The sequence below is a fragment of the Cupriavidus sp. 01L43 genome, assembly GCF_056399925.1.
Genome location: NZ_JBFTSH010000008.1, coordinates 192,252 through 209,492, shown reverse-complemented (window position 1 = coordinate 209,492; position 17,241 = coordinate 192,252). Strand labels below are relative to the sequence as shown.

The 17,241-nt window shown below is 66.8% G+C and carries 14 protein-coding genes; 12 read left to right on the top strand and 2 right to left on the bottom strand.

The annotated features are described in order from the left end of the window. From aspS to AC1DP9_RS15915, 4 genes are all read left to right on the top strand, one after another. On the top strand, positions 1-1,809 hold the full coding sequence (aspS, locus tag AC1DP9_RS15930; protein WP_092291825.1) for an aspartate--tRNA ligase: 1,809 nt from the start codon (positions 1-3) through the stop codon (positions 1,807-1,809). 251 nt (positions 1,810-2,060) lie between these two features. After that, positions 2,061-2,978, top strand: a complete 918-nt coding sequence (locus AC1DP9_RS15925) for a hypothetical protein (protein WP_477107864.1) — start codon at positions 2,061-2,063, stop codon at positions 2,976-2,978. A gap of 47 nt (positions 2,979-3,025) precedes the next feature. Next, the gene (gene nudB / locus AC1DP9_RS15920; RefSeq protein ID WP_092291829.1) at positions 3,026-3,499 is read left to right on the top strand and encodes a dihydroneopterin triphosphate diphosphatase; all 474 of its coding nucleotides are present in this window, start codon (positions 3,026-3,028) and stop codon (positions 3,497-3,499) included. Then, positions 3,496-4,254, top strand: coding sequence for an endonuclease/exonuclease/phosphatase family protein (locus tag AC1DP9_RS15915; protein ID WP_177219860.1), 759 nt, complete (start codon positions 3,496-3,498; stop codon positions 4,252-4,254). The genes nudB and AC1DP9_RS15915 overlap by 4 nt, the downstream gene beginning before the upstream one ends. 10 nt (positions 4,255-4,264) lie before the next feature. Here AC1DP9_RS15915 and mobB read toward each other — a convergent pair whose 3' ends face one another. Next, complete coding sequence (mobB, locus tag AC1DP9_RS15910) at positions 4,265-4,774, bottom strand: molybdopterin-guanine dinucleotide biosynthesis protein B (protein ID WP_441591683.1); 510 nt, start codon at positions 4,772-4,774, stop codon at positions 4,265-4,267. 93 nt (positions 4,775-4,867) lie between these two features. Here mobB and clsB point away from each other — a divergent pair, with 93 nt between their 5' ends. The 7 genes from clsB (at position 4,868) to AC1DP9_RS15875 (ending at position 14,686) form a co-directional block, all read left to right on the top strand. Next, positions 4,868-6,196 carry a cardiolipin synthase ClsB gene (gene clsB, locus AC1DP9_RS15905; protein ID WP_255370713.1) on the top strand — a complete coding sequence of 443 codons (1,329 nt, stop codon included), beginning with the start codon at positions 4,868-4,870 and terminating at the stop codon, positions 6,194-6,196. 379 nt (positions 6,197-6,575) lie between these two features. Continuing rightward, positions 6,576-7,166, top strand: coding sequence for a TetR/AcrR family transcriptional regulator (locus AC1DP9_RS15900; RefSeq protein ID WP_092291837.1), 591 nt, complete (start codon positions 6,576-6,578; stop codon positions 7,164-7,166). Between the two features lie 88 nt (positions 7,167-7,254). Continuing rightward, positions 7,255-9,042, top strand: a complete 1,788-nt coding sequence (locus AC1DP9_RS15895) for an acyl-CoA dehydrogenase C-terminal domain-containing protein (RefSeq protein ID WP_092291839.1) — start codon at positions 7,255-7,257, stop codon at positions 9,040-9,042. Between the two features lie 85 nt (positions 9,043-9,127). Continuing rightward, positions 9,128-11,554, top strand: coding sequence for a 3-hydroxyacyl-CoA dehydrogenase/enoyl-CoA hydratase family protein (locus tag AC1DP9_RS15890; protein WP_477107863.1), 2,427 nt, complete (start codon positions 9,128-9,130; stop codon positions 11,552-11,554). 21 nt (positions 11,555-11,575) lie between these two features. Next, positions 11,576-12,775 (top strand): acetyl-CoA C-acyltransferase, encoded by a 1,200-nt coding sequence (locus AC1DP9_RS15885; protein ID WP_092291843.1) that lies wholly within the window; start codon positions 11,576-11,578, stop codon positions 12,773-12,775. A gap of 136 nt (positions 12,776-12,911) precedes the next feature. Then, positions 12,912-13,868, top strand: coding sequence for a DegV family protein (locus AC1DP9_RS15880; protein WP_477107862.1), 957 nt, complete (start codon positions 12,912-12,914; stop codon positions 13,866-13,868). Between the two features lie 41 nt (positions 13,869-13,909). Continuing rightward, entirely contained in the window at positions 13,910-14,686 is a 777-nt protein-coding gene (locus AC1DP9_RS15875; protein WP_477107861.1) for an enoyl-CoA hydratase, read from the top strand. 18 nt (positions 14,687-14,704) lie between these two features. Here the strand turns inward: AC1DP9_RS15875 and AC1DP9_RS15870 are convergent, their stop codons facing one another. Next, complete coding sequence (locus AC1DP9_RS15870; RefSeq protein WP_092291849.1) at positions 14,705-15,109, bottom strand: acyl-CoA thioesterase; 405 nt, start codon at positions 15,107-15,109, stop codon at positions 14,705-14,707. A gap of 97 nt (positions 15,110-15,206) precedes the next feature. Between AC1DP9_RS15870 and AC1DP9_RS15865 the strand changes: the two genes are divergently transcribed. Next, positions 15,207-17,108, top strand: coding sequence for an ABCB family ABC transporter ATP-binding protein/permease (locus AC1DP9_RS15865; RefSeq protein ID WP_477107860.1), 1,902 nt, complete (start codon positions 15,207-15,209; stop codon positions 17,106-17,108). The last annotated feature ends 133 nt before the right edge of the window (positions 17,109-17,241 follow it).

Sequence of the window (17,241 nt, the reverse complement as noted above, 5' to 3'; positions counted from 1 at the left end):
ATGTCCTCCATGCGTACTCACTACTGCGGTCTGGTGACCGAACAACTGATCGGCCAGGAAGTGGCCCTGACCGGCTGGGTACAGCGCCGGCGTGACCACGGCGGCGTGATCTTCGTCGATCTGCGAGACCGCGAGGGCCTGGTGCAGGTGGTTTGCGATCCGGATCGCCCGGAGATGTTCAAGGCCGCCGAAGAGATCCGCAACGAGTTCTGCATCCGCATCACTGGCAAGGTGCGTCCGCGCCCGGCCGGCACGGAGAACGCCAACCTGACCTCGGGCAAGATCGAGGTGCTGTGCCATGAGCTGAGCGTGCTGAACCCGTCGGTCACGCCCCCGTTCCAGCTGGACGACGACAACCTGTCGGAAACCACCCGCCTGACGCACCGCGTGCTGGACCTGCGCCGCCCGCAGATGCAGTACAACCTGCGCCTGCGCTACAAGGTGGCCATGGAAGTGCGCAAGTACCTGGACGCCCAAGGCTTCATCGACATCGAAACGCCGATGCTGGGCAAGAGCACGCCGGAAGGCGCGCGCGACTACCTGGTGCCGTCGCGCACGAACCCGGGCCACTTCTTCGCGCTGCCGCAATCGCCGCAGATCTTCAAGCAGATGCTGATGGTCTCGGGCTTCGACCGCTACTACCAGATCACCAAGTGCTTCCGCGACGAAGACCTGCGCGCTGATCGCCAGCCCGAATTCACGCAGATCGACTGCGAGACGTCGTTCCTGACCGAGCAGGAGATCCGCGACCTGTTCGAGGACATGATGCGCACCGTGTTCAAGAACGCCATCAACGTGGACCTGGACGCCGCGTTCCCGGTGATGGAGTACCGCGAGGCCATGGCCCGCTTCGGCTCGGACAAGCCGGACCTGCGCGTGAAGCTCGAATTCACCGAGCTGACCGACGTGATGAAGGACGTCGACTTCAAGGTGTTCTCGGGCCCGGCCAACAGCGACAACGGTCGCGTGGTGGGTCTGCGCGTGCCGGGCGGCGGTTCGATCTCGCGTGGCGAAATCGACGCCTACACCCAGTTCGTCGGCATCTACGGCGCCAAGGGCCTGGCCTGGATCAAGGTCAACGAAGTGGCCAAGGGCCGCGACGGCCTGCAATCGCCGATCGTCAAGAACCTGCACGACGCCGCGATTGCCGAGATCCTGAAGCGCACCGGCGCCCAGGACGGCGACATCATCTTCTTCGGCGCCGACAAGGCCAAGGTCGTGAACGACGCCATCGGCGGCCTGCGCCTGAAGATCGGCCATTCCGAATTCGGCAAGTCCAGCGGCCTGTTCGAGGACGTGTGGAAGCCGCTGTGGGTGATCGACTTCCCGATGTTCGAGTACGACGAGGAAGACGCGCGCTGGGTGGCCATGCACCACCCGTTCACGAGCCCGAAGGACGAGCACCTGCAGTACCTGGAAACCGATCCGGGCAAGTGCATCGCCAAGGCGTACGACATGGTGCTGAACGGCTGGGAAATGGGTGGCGGTTCGGTCCGTATCTACCGCGAGGACGTGCAGAGCAAGGTGTTCCGCGCGCTGAAGATCGGCGAGGAAGAGGCACGGGCCAAGTTCGGCTACCTGCTGGATGCGCTGCAATACGGCGCGCCGCCGCACGGCGGACTGGCATTCGGCCTCGACCGTATCGTGACGATGATGGCCGGCGCCGATTCGATCCGCGACGTGATCGCCTTCCCGAAGACCCAGCGTGCACAGGATCTGCTGACGCAGGCCCCGTCGGCGGTGGACGAGAAGCAGCTGCGGGAACTGCATATTCGGCTGCGGGCGCAGGAGGCCAAGACTACGGTTTGAGTTTTTTGACCGGGGTATTGATGAGGGGTGCCAGCCTTGGGGTGGTGCCCCTTTTGTTTTTGGGGTGGTGGTTGTGGGCAACGGCCACCATCGCAACAACAGAAACAACCGCGGCCGAACGAACCCATTAGCACCAAATCCCCCAACAATCTCGTTTCCATTTGTTACGAATAGGAACGAAGCCTCCCGCAACAATGTCTCCCTAGGTTGAAAAACCCATAATCAACCGCGCCGTCTGGGAGGACGAATCTGTGAACCTCGATATCGAACAAATCCGCCAGTTCCTGCAGGCGCATGCGGAGACCATCCTGACGTGGCTGGTGGCCGGCCTGGTGATGATGTTGCTGGCGAAATTCGAGCTGCGCCGCGCGGTGCGCAAGTCGGCACAGGCGATGTCCGAGTCAGTGGCGACCACGGTGGCCGCGTGCGTGCCCGACATCGCCCATGCGGCGCAAACGGCGCATCCCGTGGCTGTGGATCCCGATGGCGCCGAGCCTGTCACTGCCCAGCGCGCAGATGCGCTGCGCCGCCTGTCGCTCGATACCGTGGCGACCGTCATGGCTCGTGGGCGATGRCTCGAGGATGTCGGCAACCTGCGTCTGGCCGAGGATGCCCTGCTGTCAGGCCGGCGTGCCGGCGGTGCGGACCCGCTGCTGGTCGTCGCCCCGCAACCGGTGGTGCAGGCCTACCTGACCGCTCAGCGTACGTTCGAGGATGAAGCCGCCCGGCTCCAGACCCATCGCCGCGAGGCGCTGACGCTTCAGGAGGCGCTCCAGGCGCTGGTGGCGGAAGCCGCCCATGTCGAACAGGAAACCGCCAGCATCGTGATGCGCTTCGAGCAGGTCAACGCCCAGGCCGCGCAAGGCGTGGAAGCGGGCGATTACCAGCGCTTCCTGATCCAGAAGTACAACCAGCTGGGTCAGCGCGAGAAGGACATTGGGCAGGAGCGTGCCGAGCTGGCCGCGCAACTGCGCGAGAGCACCGATGCGTTGGCCGAGCATGCCCACGTGGCCTCGCAGCGCTACACGCAGGCGCTGGCGCCGCTGATGCAGCAACTGCGTTCTGCGTGGGGCCATGGCGATTCGCCGGACGTCTTCGAGACCTGGCTGCGCCACGCCAAGCCGGAAGACGGGATGCCGGCACCTGCCGCCGATCGCTCGGCGGCCTGAGCGGAGGGGTTTGCGCTATCCTTGGGTTTGTCCTTCCAACGCGCCCCATGCCCTACAAGATTCCCGAATCGGTGCTGGTTGTCATCTACACGCCAGACCTGCAAGTCCTGCTGATCGAGCGCGCCGACCGGCCCGGCTTCTGGCAGTCGGTCACCGGCAGCCTGGACGCCGAGGACGAACCGCTGCCAGTGACCGCCGCCCGCGAGGTGGCCGAGGAAACCGGCATCATCGCCAGCGCGCATAGCCTGACCGACTGGCAACACACCATCACGTACGACATCTACCCCCAGTGGCGCCACCGCTACGCGCCCGGGGTGGCACGCAACACCGAGCACTGGTTCGGGCTGTGCGTGCCCGCACCTCTTAATGTGACGTTGGCGCCGCGTGAACACCTGCGCTACGCGTGGCTGCCCTGGCAGGAAGCCGCCGAGCGCTGCTTCTCCAGCAGCAATGCGGAAGCGGTGCGCCAGCTGGCCTGGCGGGCGGCGGCGGGGCTCGACGTCACCTCGGGAGCGGCATGATGAAGCTGCGCGTGGTCACGTACAACATCCACAAGGGCGTGAAGGGGTTCAGCGGGAAGCCGCGCATCCAGAATGTACGCACCGGCCTGCAGACCATGAACGCGGACATCGTCTTCCTGCAGGAAGTCCAGGACCGCAACGACCGGCTGGTCGCCGCCGAGTTGTTCGACCCTGACCACACCCAGCTCAACTATCTGGCCACCGACGCCTATCCGCATTCGGTCTACGGCCGCAACGCGGTCTACGATCACGGCCATCACGGCAACGCGATCCTGTCCCGGCATCCGATCCTGATGTCGGAAAATCTCGATATCTCCGATCACCGCTTCGAGCAGCGCGGCCTGTTGCACGCGGTGGCGGACATCAACGGCGTGGAGGCGCACCTGATCTGCGTGCATTTCGGCTTGTTCGCGCGCAGCCGGGCGCGGCAGGCGAGCGCGCTGGTGGAGCGCGTGCGCGCCGTGGTGCCGGCCGATGCGCCGCTGGTCATCGCCGGCGATTTCAACGACTGGAACCATCGGCTGGACGCCCAGATCTGCAACACGCTCAACGCGGTGGAGTCGGCGCACGCCAAGAGCGGGCGTATCCACACGTTTCCGAGCCATATGCCGTGGTGGCAGCTGGATCGGATCTACGTACGGGGATTCGAGATCGAGCGCACCCAGGCGCTGACCGGCCGCGAATGGGCCGAGCGTTCGGACCATGTGCCGCTGGTGGCGGAGCTGGCCCGCCGGGTGGCGATTCCCGAGGCGTAGTGCCCCGGGGTTACAGGCTGAGGGCGGTGCGGATCCAGTGGTAGATGGCGTCTGGATCGGCGAGGTCGAGTACCGGCAGCGCCGTTTGCGTGGCAACTTCGGCCGGCGCGTCGGTCGCCACGGCGACCACGCCGGGTACGTCGCGCCAGAGCGGCGGCTTGCCGTGGGCGGGCCGATAGACCTCGAGTTTCGGGAAATCGCTCCATTTATAGCCTTCGACCAGCACCAGGTCGGTCTCGGGCGGCAGCACGGCCAGGGCCTCGCTGATTTCGGGCGATGGCTTCGACTCCGGGTAGTGGCGCATCAGCGTCAGGTGCCGCGCGCCGACCAGCACGACGTTCTCGCAGCCGCCGGCGCGCATGCGCCAGGAGTCCTTGCCGGGGGTGTCGGGGTCAAAGCCGTGGTGGGTGTGCTTGATGCCGGCGACCCGCAGGCCGTCGGCCACGAAGCGGGGAATCAGCTGGTCCAGCAGCGTGGTCTTGCCGCTGCCCGACGCACCGGCGATGCCGAATACCTTCACAATACTTTCCGTTTTCCGCCACACAATGGCCCGACAATAGCAGAGTTGGCCCGGGCGATGTGCAGGAGCCGCCCGTTATCCGATAATCAAGCCATGTCACGGATCTACGACCGGGTCGACCGCCCCGCACCCGCCTCGACGCCCCAGTCCCCGGCACCGCCCATCCCCCAGGCGGCGCCCGCGGACGTCCACCTCCGCGCGCCCCTGCTGCGCTGGGGCCGCCGGCGCGGCAGCCCGGTGCCCGGCAACGCGGTGGACCTGCTGCGCAATGGCGAAACCTTCTTCCCCGCCCTGATCGCCGCCATCGGCACGGCCACGCGCCACGTCGTGCTGGAGACCTATATCTATGCCGATGATGCGGTCGGCCAACGCGTGACCGAGGCGCTGGTCGCTGCGGCGCAGCGTGGTGTGGATGTGCGGCTCGTGGTCGATGGCTTCGGCGCCGGCGACATGCCCGAAGCCCTGCAACAGCGCCTCCAGGCCGGCGGGGTGAAGCTCGAGATCTACCGGCCGCTGCGCGGGTTCAAGCTGGCGCGCCGGCACCTGCGCCGGCTCCACCGCAAGATGGCCGTGATCGACGACAGCGTGGCGTTCGTCGGCGGCATCAATATCATCGACGACCACAACCACGGCCCGCTCGACCTGCCCGAACTCGGCCCACGCTACGACTTCGCCGTGCGGGTATCCGGGCCGCTGGTCGCGCAGATCGCGCTGGCGTCGGCCCGGCTCTGGTTCCGCATCGCCCAGCGCCGCGGCCTGCGCGAGACCGCCGAGGCCTTCGCCGAGGTGGAGACGCTGACCACGGCCGCCCGCCAGGCGCGGCGCAACGTGCAGCCGGGCGGCGTGCCGGCCGCGTTGCTGCTGCGCGACAACCTGCGCAACCGCCGCACGATCGAGCGCGAGTACCTCTACGCGCTGGGCGCGGCGCGGCACGACGTGATCCTCGCCAACGCCTACTTCCTGCCGGGCCACAAGATGCGCCGCGCGCTGCTGGCCTGCCGCGAGCGCGGCGTGCGGGTGCGGCTGCTGCTCCAGGGGGTGGTCGAGTACCGGCTCCAGCATTTCGCCACGCACGCGCTCTACGCCACGCTGCTCGAGGCGGGCGTGGAGATCTACGAATACGAGGCGAGCTTCCTGCACGCGAAGGTCGCCGTGGTCGACGATACCTGGGCGACGGTCGGCTCGAGCAATATGGACCCGTTCAGCCTGCTGCTGGCGCGCGAGGCCAACGTGGCCGTCTACGACACCCACTTCGCGAACGACCTGCGCGGGCACCTGGAACGGGCCATGGCGCAGCGCAGCGCGCGCGTGGTGCCGGAGGCGCACGCGGGCCTGCCGCGCCTGCGGCGGTTTGCCAACTGGGCGGCCTACTATGTGTTGCGCGTCGGCGTCGTCATCGCCGGGGTGACGGGGCGGTACTGAATGCCTCGACGCATGGCCGCGCGCGTGGCGTTACCATGCTGCCCTGCCGCACGCGCCATCCCGCGCGCGCTGGTGCCGGGCGGTTTTAAGCCGTTGCTGCAATGCGTGGTCAACGCAGGGCCGGCACCGTCTGTTTAGAAACCCCGGTCTAATTAATTGCTTGATGCCAAACGGCCTCGCCAGAATAATCTGAACGACCGTTCTTTTTTGGCTTAGACTGCGTGCATTCGCGACTTGCCACGGCTTTACGGCAGCCGCAATGCCAGGTTCAAAGCAAAGTCAGGTCATAGGCAGCGCCCGGGAAGTGCGCTGCGAGAACGGAGAGAAAACCATGCGACACCAGTCAGTCCGTCTTGAATCCGCCGCCGCACCCGCGCCCTTGCGCAAGGGTGAGATGACGCGCGTGGCGATTCTCGATGCCGCACTGGAATTGTCGTCCCGCGACGGGCTGGAAGGGCTGACCATCGGCCTCCTCGCGGAACGCATGCAGATGAGCAAGAGCGGCGTATTCGCGCATTTCGGTTCGCGCGAGGACCTGCAGGTGGAAGTGGTGCGCGAGTATCACCGCCGGTTCGAGCAGGAGGTGTTCTACCCCTCGCTGCACGAGCCACGCGGTCTGCCGCGCCTGTGGTCGATGGTGCGGCGCTGGATGGAAAAGCGCATCCAGGAAGTGACCACGGGCTGCATCTACATCAGCGGGGCGGTCGAGTACGACGATCGCGCGGAAAGCCCGGTGCGTGACGAGCTGGTCAAGAGCGTCACGATCTGGCGGGCCGCGCTGATGCGCGCGATCGACCAGGCCAAGGAAGAGGGGCACCTGCGCGCGGACTGCGATCCGCGCACGATGCTGTTCGAGATGTACAGCCTTGAACTAGGCTTGCATCACGACGCCCGTTTCCTGCGCCTGCCGGACAGCGCCGAACTTGCCATGGTCGCGCTCAACAAACTGATTCAGTCTTACCGAACCTGACGCCGCCCCCGGCAACGGTCTCGCCCCCTCCCTGCAGGCGGCGCGGCGCGTGCGTGTGGCGGCATCGCAAACCTCCAAGGAGTTTTTGATGGGCCAGTACACCGCACCGTTGCGCGACATGCAGTTCGTGCTCCATGAACTGCTCGGCGCAGAAGCCGAACTCAAGGCGATGCCGACGCACGCCGACATCGACGCGGACACCATCAACCAGGTTATCGAGGAAGCCGGCAAGTTCTGCGCCGACGTGGTCTTCCCGCTGAACCAGCCCGGCGACCGCGAGGGCTGCACCTACGAGGGCGACGGCGTGGTCCGCGCGCCCAAGGGCTTCAAGGAGGCCTACCAGCAGTACGTCGAAGCCGGCTGGCCGGCGCTGGCCTGCGACCCCGAGTTCGGCGGCCAGGGCCTGCCCATCATCATCAACAACGCGCTGTACGAGATGCTGAACTCGGCCGGCCAGGCGTGGACGATGTACCCGGGCCTCTCGCACGGCGCCTATGAGGCGCTGCATGCCCACGGCACGCCGGAGCTGAAGCAGACCTACGTGCCCAAGCTGGTGTCCGGCGTGTGGACCGGCACGATGTGCCTGACCGAGCCGCATTGCGGCACCGACCTCGGCATGCTGCGCAGCAAGGCCGAGCCGCAGGCCGATGGCTCCTACCTGATCTCGGGCACGAAGATCTTCATCTCGGCCGGCGAGCACGACCTGGCCGAGAACATCATTCACCTGGTGCTGGCCCGCCTGCCGGACGCCCCGCAAGGCACCAAGGGCATCTCGCTGTTCGTGGTACCGAAGTTCATCCCCGATGCCAGCGGCAACCCGGGCGAGCGCAACGGCATCAAGTGCGGCTCCATCGAACACAAGATGGGCATCCACGGCAACGCCACCTGCGTGATGAACCTGGACGGCGCGCGGGGCTGGCTCGTGGGCGAGGCGAACAAGGGCCTGAACGCGATGTTCGTGATGATGAACGCCGCGCGCCTCGGCGTGGGCGCCCAGGGCCTGGGCCTGACCGAGGTGGCGTACCAGAACTCGCTGGCCTACGCCAAGGACCGTCTGCAGATGCGCGCGCTGACCGGCCCGAAGGCGCCGGAGAAGCCGGCCGATCCGATCATCGTGCACCCGGACGTGCGCCGCATGCTGCTGACGCAGAAGGCCTACGTCGAAGGCGGCCGCGCGTTCAGCTACTGGACCGCGCTGCAGATCGACCGCGAGCTGTCGCACCCCGACGCCGCCGTGCGCAAGGAAGCCGGCGACCTCGTGGCGCTGCTGACGCCGGTGATCAAGGCCTTCCTGACCGACAACGCCTTCACCTCGACGAACGAGGGCATGCAGGTGTTCGGCGGCCACGGCTACATCGCCGAATGGGGCATGGAGCAGTACGTGCGCGACGCCCGCATCAACATGATCTACGAAGGCACCAACACGATCCAGGCGCTGGACCTGCTGGGCCGCAAGATCCTGGGCGACATGGGCGCCAAGCTGAAGGCGTTCGGCAAGATCGTGCAGGACTTCGTCGAGGAAGAGGGCACCAACGAGGCGATGCAGGAGTTCGTCAACCCGCTGGCCGACATCGGCGACAAGGTGCAGAAGCTGACCATGGAAATCGGCATGAAGGCCATGGGCAACCCGGACGAAGTGGGCGCGGCCGCCGTGCCGTACCTGCGCGTGGTGGGGCACCTGGTGTTCTCGTACTTCTGGGCCCGCATGGCCAAGCTCGCGCTCGAGAAGGAGGGCAGCGGCGACAAGTTCTACACCAGCAAGCTGGCCACGGCGCGGTTCTACTTCGCCAAGCTGCTGCCGGAAACCGCCGCGGAGATCCGCAAGGCGCGCGCCGGCTCGGCCACGCTGATGGCGCTGGACGCCGACCTGTTCTGATTTGCCGGCAGGCGCGCGCGGCCATCCGCCGCCGCGCCTGCCCGTACCTCACATCCTCTCAACGCTCACAGACTGAGGAGCGCGCATGTCCAATTTCATCGTCAAGAAAGTCGCCGTGCTGGGTGCCGGCGTCATGGGGGCGCAGATTGCCGCCCACCTGGTCAACGCCCGCGTGCCCGTGGTGCTGTTCGACCTGCCCGCCAAGGAAGGCCCCAAGAACGGCATCGCCCTGCGCGCCATCGAGAACCTGAAGAAGCTCTCGCCCGCGCCGCTCGGCATCAAGGATGAGGCCGGCCTGATCCGCGCCGCGAACTACGAAGATGACATCGCCCTGCTGGGCGAGTGCGACGTGGTGATCGAGGCCATCGCCGAGCGCATGGACTGGAAGCACGACCTCTACAAGAAGGTGGCCCCGCACCTGGCCCCGCATGCGATCTTCGCGACCAATACCTCGGGGCTGTCGATCACCGCGCTGTCGGATGGCTTCGACGCTGGCCTGAAGGCCCGCTTCTGTGGCGTGCACTTCTTCAACCCGCCGCGCTATATGCATCTGGTGGAGCTGATTCCGACGGCCACCACGCAGCCCGAGATCCTCGACCGCCTGGAAGCCTTCCTGACCACCACGCTCGGCAAGGGCGTGGTGCGCGCCAAGGACACGCCGAACTTCATCGCCAACCGGGTCGGCATCTTCTCGATCCTGGCCGTGTTCGCCGAGGCCGAGAAGTTCGGCATTCCGTTCGATGTCGTCGATGACCTGACCGGTGCCAAGCTGGGCCGCGCCAAGTCCGCCACGTTCCGCACCGCCGATGTGGTGGGCCTGGACACCATGGCGCACGTGATCAAGACGATGCAGGACAACCTGACCAACGACCCGTTCGCACCGGTCTACCAGACGCCGACCGTGCTGAAGGGGCTGGTCGATGCGGGCGCGCTGGGCCAGAAGACCGGCGCCGGCTTCTACAAGAAGGAAGGCAAGGCGATCAAGGTGCTGGACGCCAAGACCGGCCAGTACGTGGAGTCGGGCAAGAAGGCCGACGAGATCGTGGTCCGCATGCTCAAGAAGGAGCCGGCGGAGCGCATCAAGCTGCTGCGCGAATCGACCAACCCGCAGGCGCAGTTCCTGTGGAGCGTCTTCCGCGACGTGTTCCACTACATCGCCGTCTACCTCGAACAGATCGCCGGTTCGGCGGCGGACGTGGACCTCGCCATCCGCTGGGGCTTCGGCTGGAACTCGGGCCCGTTCGAAGACTGGCAGGCCGCCGGCTGGAAGCAGGTGGCCGAGTGGGTCAAGGAAGATGTCGATGCGGGCAAGGCGCTGTCGAACGCTGCGTTGCCTGCCTGGGTGTTCAGCGGTGCCGTGGCCGAGAACCAGGGCGTGCATAGCGCCAAGGGTTCGTGGTCGCCGGCGACCCGTTCGTTCGTCCAGCGCGCCGAACTGCCGGTGTACCAGCGCCAGGTGTTCCGCGCAGCGCTGCGCGGCACCGACGCGGCCGATCCGCGCACGGCTGGCAAGACTGTCGAAGAGAACGATGCCGTGCGCATCTGGACCAGCGCCGGCGCCGACGACGTGCTGGTGGTGTCCTTCAAGAGCAAGATGAACACGATCGGGCCGGATGTCATCGACGGCCTGACGCGCGCCATCGACCTGGCCGAAGCCGGCTACAAGGGTCTGGTGGTGTGGCAGCCGACCTCGCTGCAACTGGGCGCGCCCGGCGGTCCGTTCTCGGCCGGCGCCAACCTCGAAGCTGCTATGCCCGCGTTCATGATGGGCGGCGCCAAGGGCATCGAGCCGTTCGTCAAGAAGTTCCAGGACGGCATGATGCGCGTGAAGTATTCGGCCGTGCCGGTGGTGGCGGCGGCGTCGGGCATCGCGCTCGGCGGTGGCTGCGAGCTGATGCTCCATTCGGCCAAGCGTGTGGCCGCGCTCGAAACCTACATCGGCCTCGTCGAAGTGGGCGTGGGCCTGGTCCCGGCCGGTGGCGGCCTCAAGGAGGCGGCACTGGCTGCCGCGCGCGCGGCGCAGGCGGCGGGCAGCACCAACTACCTGCAATTCCTGACCAACCGCTTCCAGGCGGCGGCGATGGCGAAGGTGTCCACCTCGGCGCTCGATGCGCAGCAGATTGGCTATCTGCAACCGACTGACACCATCGTCTTCAACGTCCACGAACTGCTGTACGTGGCGCAGAGCGAAGTGCGCGCGCTGGCCAACGCCGGCTACCGCGCCCCGGTGCCCGGCGCGCTGGTGCCGGTGGCGGGCCGCTCGGGCATCGCCACCATCCAGGCGTCGCTGGTCAACATGCGCGACGGCAACTTTATCTCGGCCCACGATTTCCTGATCGCCACGCGTATCGCCGAGGCCGTGTGCGGCGGCGACGTGGAAGCCGGCTCGCTGGTCAGCGAGGACTGGCTGTTGGCGCTGGAGCGCCGCGCGTTCATCGAGCTGCTCGGCACGGGCAAGACGCAGGAGCGCATCATGGGCATGCTGCAGACCGGCAAGCCGGTGCGCAACTAACAGGCCAGAATAGGAACCGACATCATGAAACAACTGCAAGACGCCTACATCGTCGCGGCCACCCGTTCGCCCATCGGCAAGGCCCCCAAGGGCGCGTTCCGGAACACCCGGCCTGACGACCTGCTCGCCATGATCCTGCGCGCTGCAGTGGCGCAGGTGCCCAATCTCGATCCGGCGCTGATCGAAGACGCCATCGTGGGCTGCGCCATCCCCGAAGCCCAGCAGGGCCTGAACGTGGCGCGCATCGGCGCGCTGCTCTCGGGCCTGCCAAACACCGTGGGCGGCATCACCGTGAACCGCTTCTGCGCCTCGGGCGTGTCGGCCGTGGCGATGGCCGCGGACCGCATCCGCGTGGGCGAGTCGGACGTGATGATCGCCGCCGGCGTGGAATCGATGAGCATGGTGCCGATGATGGGCAACACGCCGTCGATGTCGCCGTCGATCTTCACGCGCGATGAGAACGTCGGCATCGCCTACGGCATGGGCCTGACCGCCGAGAAGGTGGCGACCCAGTGGCAGGTCAGCCGCGAGGATCAGGACGCGTTCTCGCTGGCGTCGCACCAGAAGGCGATGGCCGCGCAGCAGGCCGGGGAGTTCGCCGACGAAATTACCCCAATCGAGGTAACCGAGAAGTTCCCGGACCTCGCCACTGGTCAGGTCGGCGTCAAGACGCGTACTATCTCGCTGGACGAGGGTCCGCGCCCCGACACGTCGCTGGAAGGCCTGGCCAAGCTGCGTCCGGTGTTCGCCAACAAGGGCAGCGTGACGGCCGGCAACAGTTCGCAGACGTCGGACGGCGCCGGCGCGCTGATCCTGGTCTCGGAAAAGATCCTCAAGCAGTTCAATCTCGTGCCGCTGGCCCGCTTCGTGTCGTTCGCGGTGCGCGGCGTGCCGCCCGAGATCATGGGGATTGGTCCGAAGGAAGCGATTCCGGCCGCGCTGAAGGCTGCGGGGCTGACGCAGGACCAGATCGACTGGATCGAACTGAACGAGGCCTTCGCCGCGCAGTCGCTGGCGGTGATGCGTGACCTGGCGCTGGACCCGGCCAAGGTCAACCGGATGGGCGGCGCGATTGCGCTGGGCCACCCGCTCGGTGCCACGGGCGCGATCCGCTCGGCCACCGTGGTGCACGCGCTGCGTCGCCACAACCTCAAATACGGCATGGTGACCATGTGCGTCGGCACGGGCATGGGCGCCGCCGGTATCTTCGAGCGCGTTTAAACGCGCCAGGGGCAGCGCGCCACCGGGACAGCCCGGCGGGTGGGCTGTCCCGAACCCTCTGATCAGGTGAAGAACGTAGTGCGATGGAACGGAGAAGCCACACACTGAAACGCTTGATACGGAGGAACACAATAATATGCAGGAGACAGCCATTCTGGCCGACGCGGCATGCGACATGCCGCGCGCAATGATGGACGCGCTGGGCGTCCATACCATCCCTTTCCGGATTCGCGCTGGCGACCGCTTCGTGGTCGACACCCGCGACGAAGCCGCGCTGCCCGACCTGTACCAGCAGTACCTGGTCGGCAAGCAGGACCACTACGCCGAATCGATCCCCCTGCTCGAACGCGAGCTGGAAGACCATCTGCTCAAGCATGTGGTGGCCGGCTGCGACCGTGCCATCCTGCTGACGATTGCCAGCACGCGCAGCAAGTTCTACGCGAACGCCACCGGCGCCGTGGTCGGCACCGTGGCGCGCAGCTTCAAGCTGCGCAAGGACGCCGGGCGCAGCGGCCTGTTCGACCTGACCGTGATCGACACCGGCGCCATCGGCCCGGGCCAGGCGCTGATCGTGCGCGAGGTGGCCCGCATGCTGGGCCACGGCGCCGACGCCGCGACGATCTCCCATGCCGTGGAGACCCGCCTGCGCGACGCCGCCCACATGATCATGGTGCCGAACGAGTTGCTCTATATGTATACGCGCGCCAAGCAGAAGGGCGAGAACAGCATCACCTGGGGCCGCTACATGCTGGGCAATGCGTTCAACATCCGCCCGATCATCCGCATGCACCAGGGCGAGACCGAGGCGATTGCCAAGGCGCGCGGACAGGAGGACGGCATCCGCCGGCTGCTGGCTCATGCCGAGAGCTGCGTGCGGGCCGGCTGCCTGCTGACGCCGGACATCTCGGTGGCCTATGCCGGCAATATCGACGAAGTGCGCGCGTGGCCCGCGTGGCAGTCGCTGGCCGCCACGGCCGAGCGCGCCGGCGTGGAGCTGATGCTGGCCCCGATGAGCCTGACCGTGGCGCTGAACATCGGCGCCGGCGCGTTCAGCATCGGTTACCTTTCCGAAGTGCCGCCACCGTTCGTATGAGCGGCATCCCAATGAGCTAGACGAGACAGACGAGGTTTGACATGAGCATTGCCACACGAATCGACCGGGGCATCCTGACCATCGGCTTCGACCGCATCGACAAGAAGAATGCGATCACGGCCGCGATGTACCAGACCATGGCCGATGCGCTGCGCGCGGCGGAGACTGACGCCGCCGTGCGTGTGATCGTGATCGAGGGCAAGCCGGAGATCTTCACCGCCGGCAACGACCTCGAGGACTTCATGAAGCGCCCGCCGTCGCACGGCGCGGATGGCACGCCGGCGCCGGTGTTCCAGTTCCTGCATGCGATCAGCCACGCGAGCAAGCCCGTGGTGGCGGCGGTCAGTGGCGCGGCGGTGGGCATCGGCACGACGCTGCTGCTGCATTGCGATCTCGTCTACGCCTCGGACACGGCGAAGCTGTCCCTGCCGTTCGCGCAGCTCGGCCTGTGCCCGGAGGCGGCGTCGAGCCTGCTGCTCCCGCGTCTGGTCGGCTATCAGCGCGCTGCCGAGAAGCTGATGCTGGGCGAGGCGTTCAGCGCGCAGGAGGCGCTGGCGATGGGTCTGGTGACCAAGGTGCTGCCGGTGGCCGAATTGCAGGACTACGTGCGCCAGCAGGCGGCCAAGCTGGCCGCGCTGCCGGCGTCGTCGCTGCGCGAGACCAAGCGGCTCATGAAGGGCGACGACGTGGCAGCCGTCGAGAAGAAGATGGGCGAGGAGGGCGAGGTGTTCCGGCGCATGCTGGTGGCGCCGGAAGCGAAAGAGGCGTTCTCGGCGTTCTTCGAGAAGCGCAAGCCCGATTTCTCGAAGTTCAGCTAAGACGCGAGCGTTGGCGCTTCAGGCGGTCGGGAGGGTTCTCGGCTGCCGCGTATCGTCGGTGGCCACGTAGGTCAGCGTGGCCTCCGTCACCTTCACGCATTCGTGGCTGTGGCGCATGCGTTGCGCGTAGACCTCCACCGACACGGTGATCGAGGTCCGGCCGGTCTTGACGATATCGGCATAGAAGCTCACCAGATCGCCCACCATCACCGGGTGCTTGAACAGGAACGAGTTCACGGCCACCGTGGCGACGCGGCCCTGGGCGCGCTCCACAGCCGGGATCGAGCCGGCGATGTCCACCTGGGACATGATCCAGCCGCCGAACACATCGCCATGCACATTGGCGTCGGCGGGCATCGGCACCACGCGGAGGGCGGGGTTCTTGCCGGCAGGCAGTTCGGAGAGCGGGGCAGGATGGTTCATATCGGCAGGAAGGTAAGGCGGGGTGCGGGGGAATGTCATGGCCTGCCGGGATGTGCGATCTCTGCGACAATCGCGGCATTGGCAAGAATTCTAACGTATGCGCCGCTACTCCACGTCCGCCGATTCCCCCCCCGAATCGCCCAAATCGCTGTTCCCCGTCGGCGGCAAGCCCCGCAGCGACTGGCAGACCGTCCGTAACCTGCTGCCCTACGTCTGGCACTACAAGTGGCGCGTGATGCTGGCGCTGACCTGCCTGGTGGCGGCCAAGGTGGCCAACCTCGGCGTGCCGGTGCTGATGAAGAAGCTGATCGACAGCATGAACATCGCCCCCGGCGATACCGCCGCGCTGCTCGTGGTGCCGGTCGGCCTGATCGTCGCCTACGGGGTGCTGCGGCTCTCGGGCACGCTGTTCACCGAGTTGCGGGAGATCCTCTTTTCGAAGGTGAYGCAGAGCGCGGTGCGCGAGATCGCGCTGCAGGTCTTCCGCCATCTGCACGCGCTGTCGCTGCGCTTCCACCTGGACCGGCAGACCGGCGGCATGAGCCGCGACATCGAGCGCGGCACGCGCGGCATCCAGTCCCTGATCTCGTACTCGCTGTACAGCATCCTGCCCACGCTGGTGGAGATGTCGCTGGTGATCGGCTTCTTCGTGGTCCGCTACGACATCTGGTTCGCGGCGATCACCACCTGCGCGCTGGTCGGCTACATCGTGTTCACCATCGTCGTGACCGAGTGGCGCACGCACTTCCGGCGCAAGATGAACGAGCTGGACTCGCGCGCCAACCAGAAGGCGATCGACTCGCTGCTGAACTTCGAGACCGTGAAGTACTTCGGCAACGAGGAATACGAGGCCCACCGCTACGACGAGAACCTGCGCACCTACCGCACCGCCGCGATCCGCTCGCAGAACTCGCTGTCGTTCCTGAACTTCGGCCAGCAGACCATCATCGCCCTGGGGCTGATCCTGATCCTGTGGCGCGCCACGGTGGGCGTGGCGGCCGGCACGCTGACGCTGGGCGACCTCGTGCTGGTGAACACGCTGATGATCCAGCTCTATATTCCGCTGAACTTCCTCGGCGTGATCTACCGCGAGATCAAGCAGTCGACGACCGACATGGACCGTATGTTCGTCCTGCTCGGCACGAACCAGGAGGTGGCCGACACGCCCGGCGCGCTCCCGCTCCAGGTGCGCGGCGCCGAGGTGCGCTTCCGCCATGTGGGATTCGGCTACGAGAGCAACCGGGTGATCCTGGACGACGTCGATTTCACCATCGCCGCCGGGACGACCACCGCCGTGGTCGGCCACAGCGGCTCGGGCAAGTCCACGCTGGCGCGGCTGGTGTTCCGCTTCTACGACGTGTCCCGCGGCGGGATCGAGGTCGATGGCCAGGACATCCGCAACGTGCGCCAGTCGAGCCTGCGGGCGTCGATCGGCATCGTGCCGCAGGACACCGTGCTGTTCAACGACAGCATCTACTACAACATCGCCTACGGCCGGCCGGAGGCCACGCGCGACGAGGTCATCGAAGCTGCGCGCGCGGCCCAGATCGACACCTTCATCCGCGAACTGCCGCAGGGCTACGACACCCCGGTGGGCGAGCGCGGCCTGAAGCTGTCCGGCGGCGAGAAACAGCGCGTGGCCATCGCCCGCACGCTGCTCAAGAATCCGCCGATACTGGTGTTCGACGAAGCCACCTCGGCGCTTGATTCGCGCACCGAGCAGGCCATCCAGGCCGAACTGATGCGGCTGGCGCAAAACCGCACCACGCTGCTGATCGCCCACCGGCTCTCCACCGTGGTCCACGCCGACCAGATCCTGGTGATGGATCACGGCCGCATCGTCGAGCGCGGCACGCATGCCGAGCTGATGCGCGCCAACGGCCGCTACGCGGAGATGTGGCTGATCCAGGCGCGCAGCGCGGCGGAGGGGGCGGTGGAGGCGGCGTCGCCGTCCGACGTGCTCGCCATCGACGTCGGCGACGCGACGCAGGACGCCTGAGATTGGCTTGGGATTGTCGACAATCGCTGTCGGCAACCCCGTCCCACAGAGCGCCGCGCACAATCATGGTTCGTCAATGCACGGCGCGCGCGCCCCGGATCGGGGCATGACACCCATGTGAAAAGCTGGCACG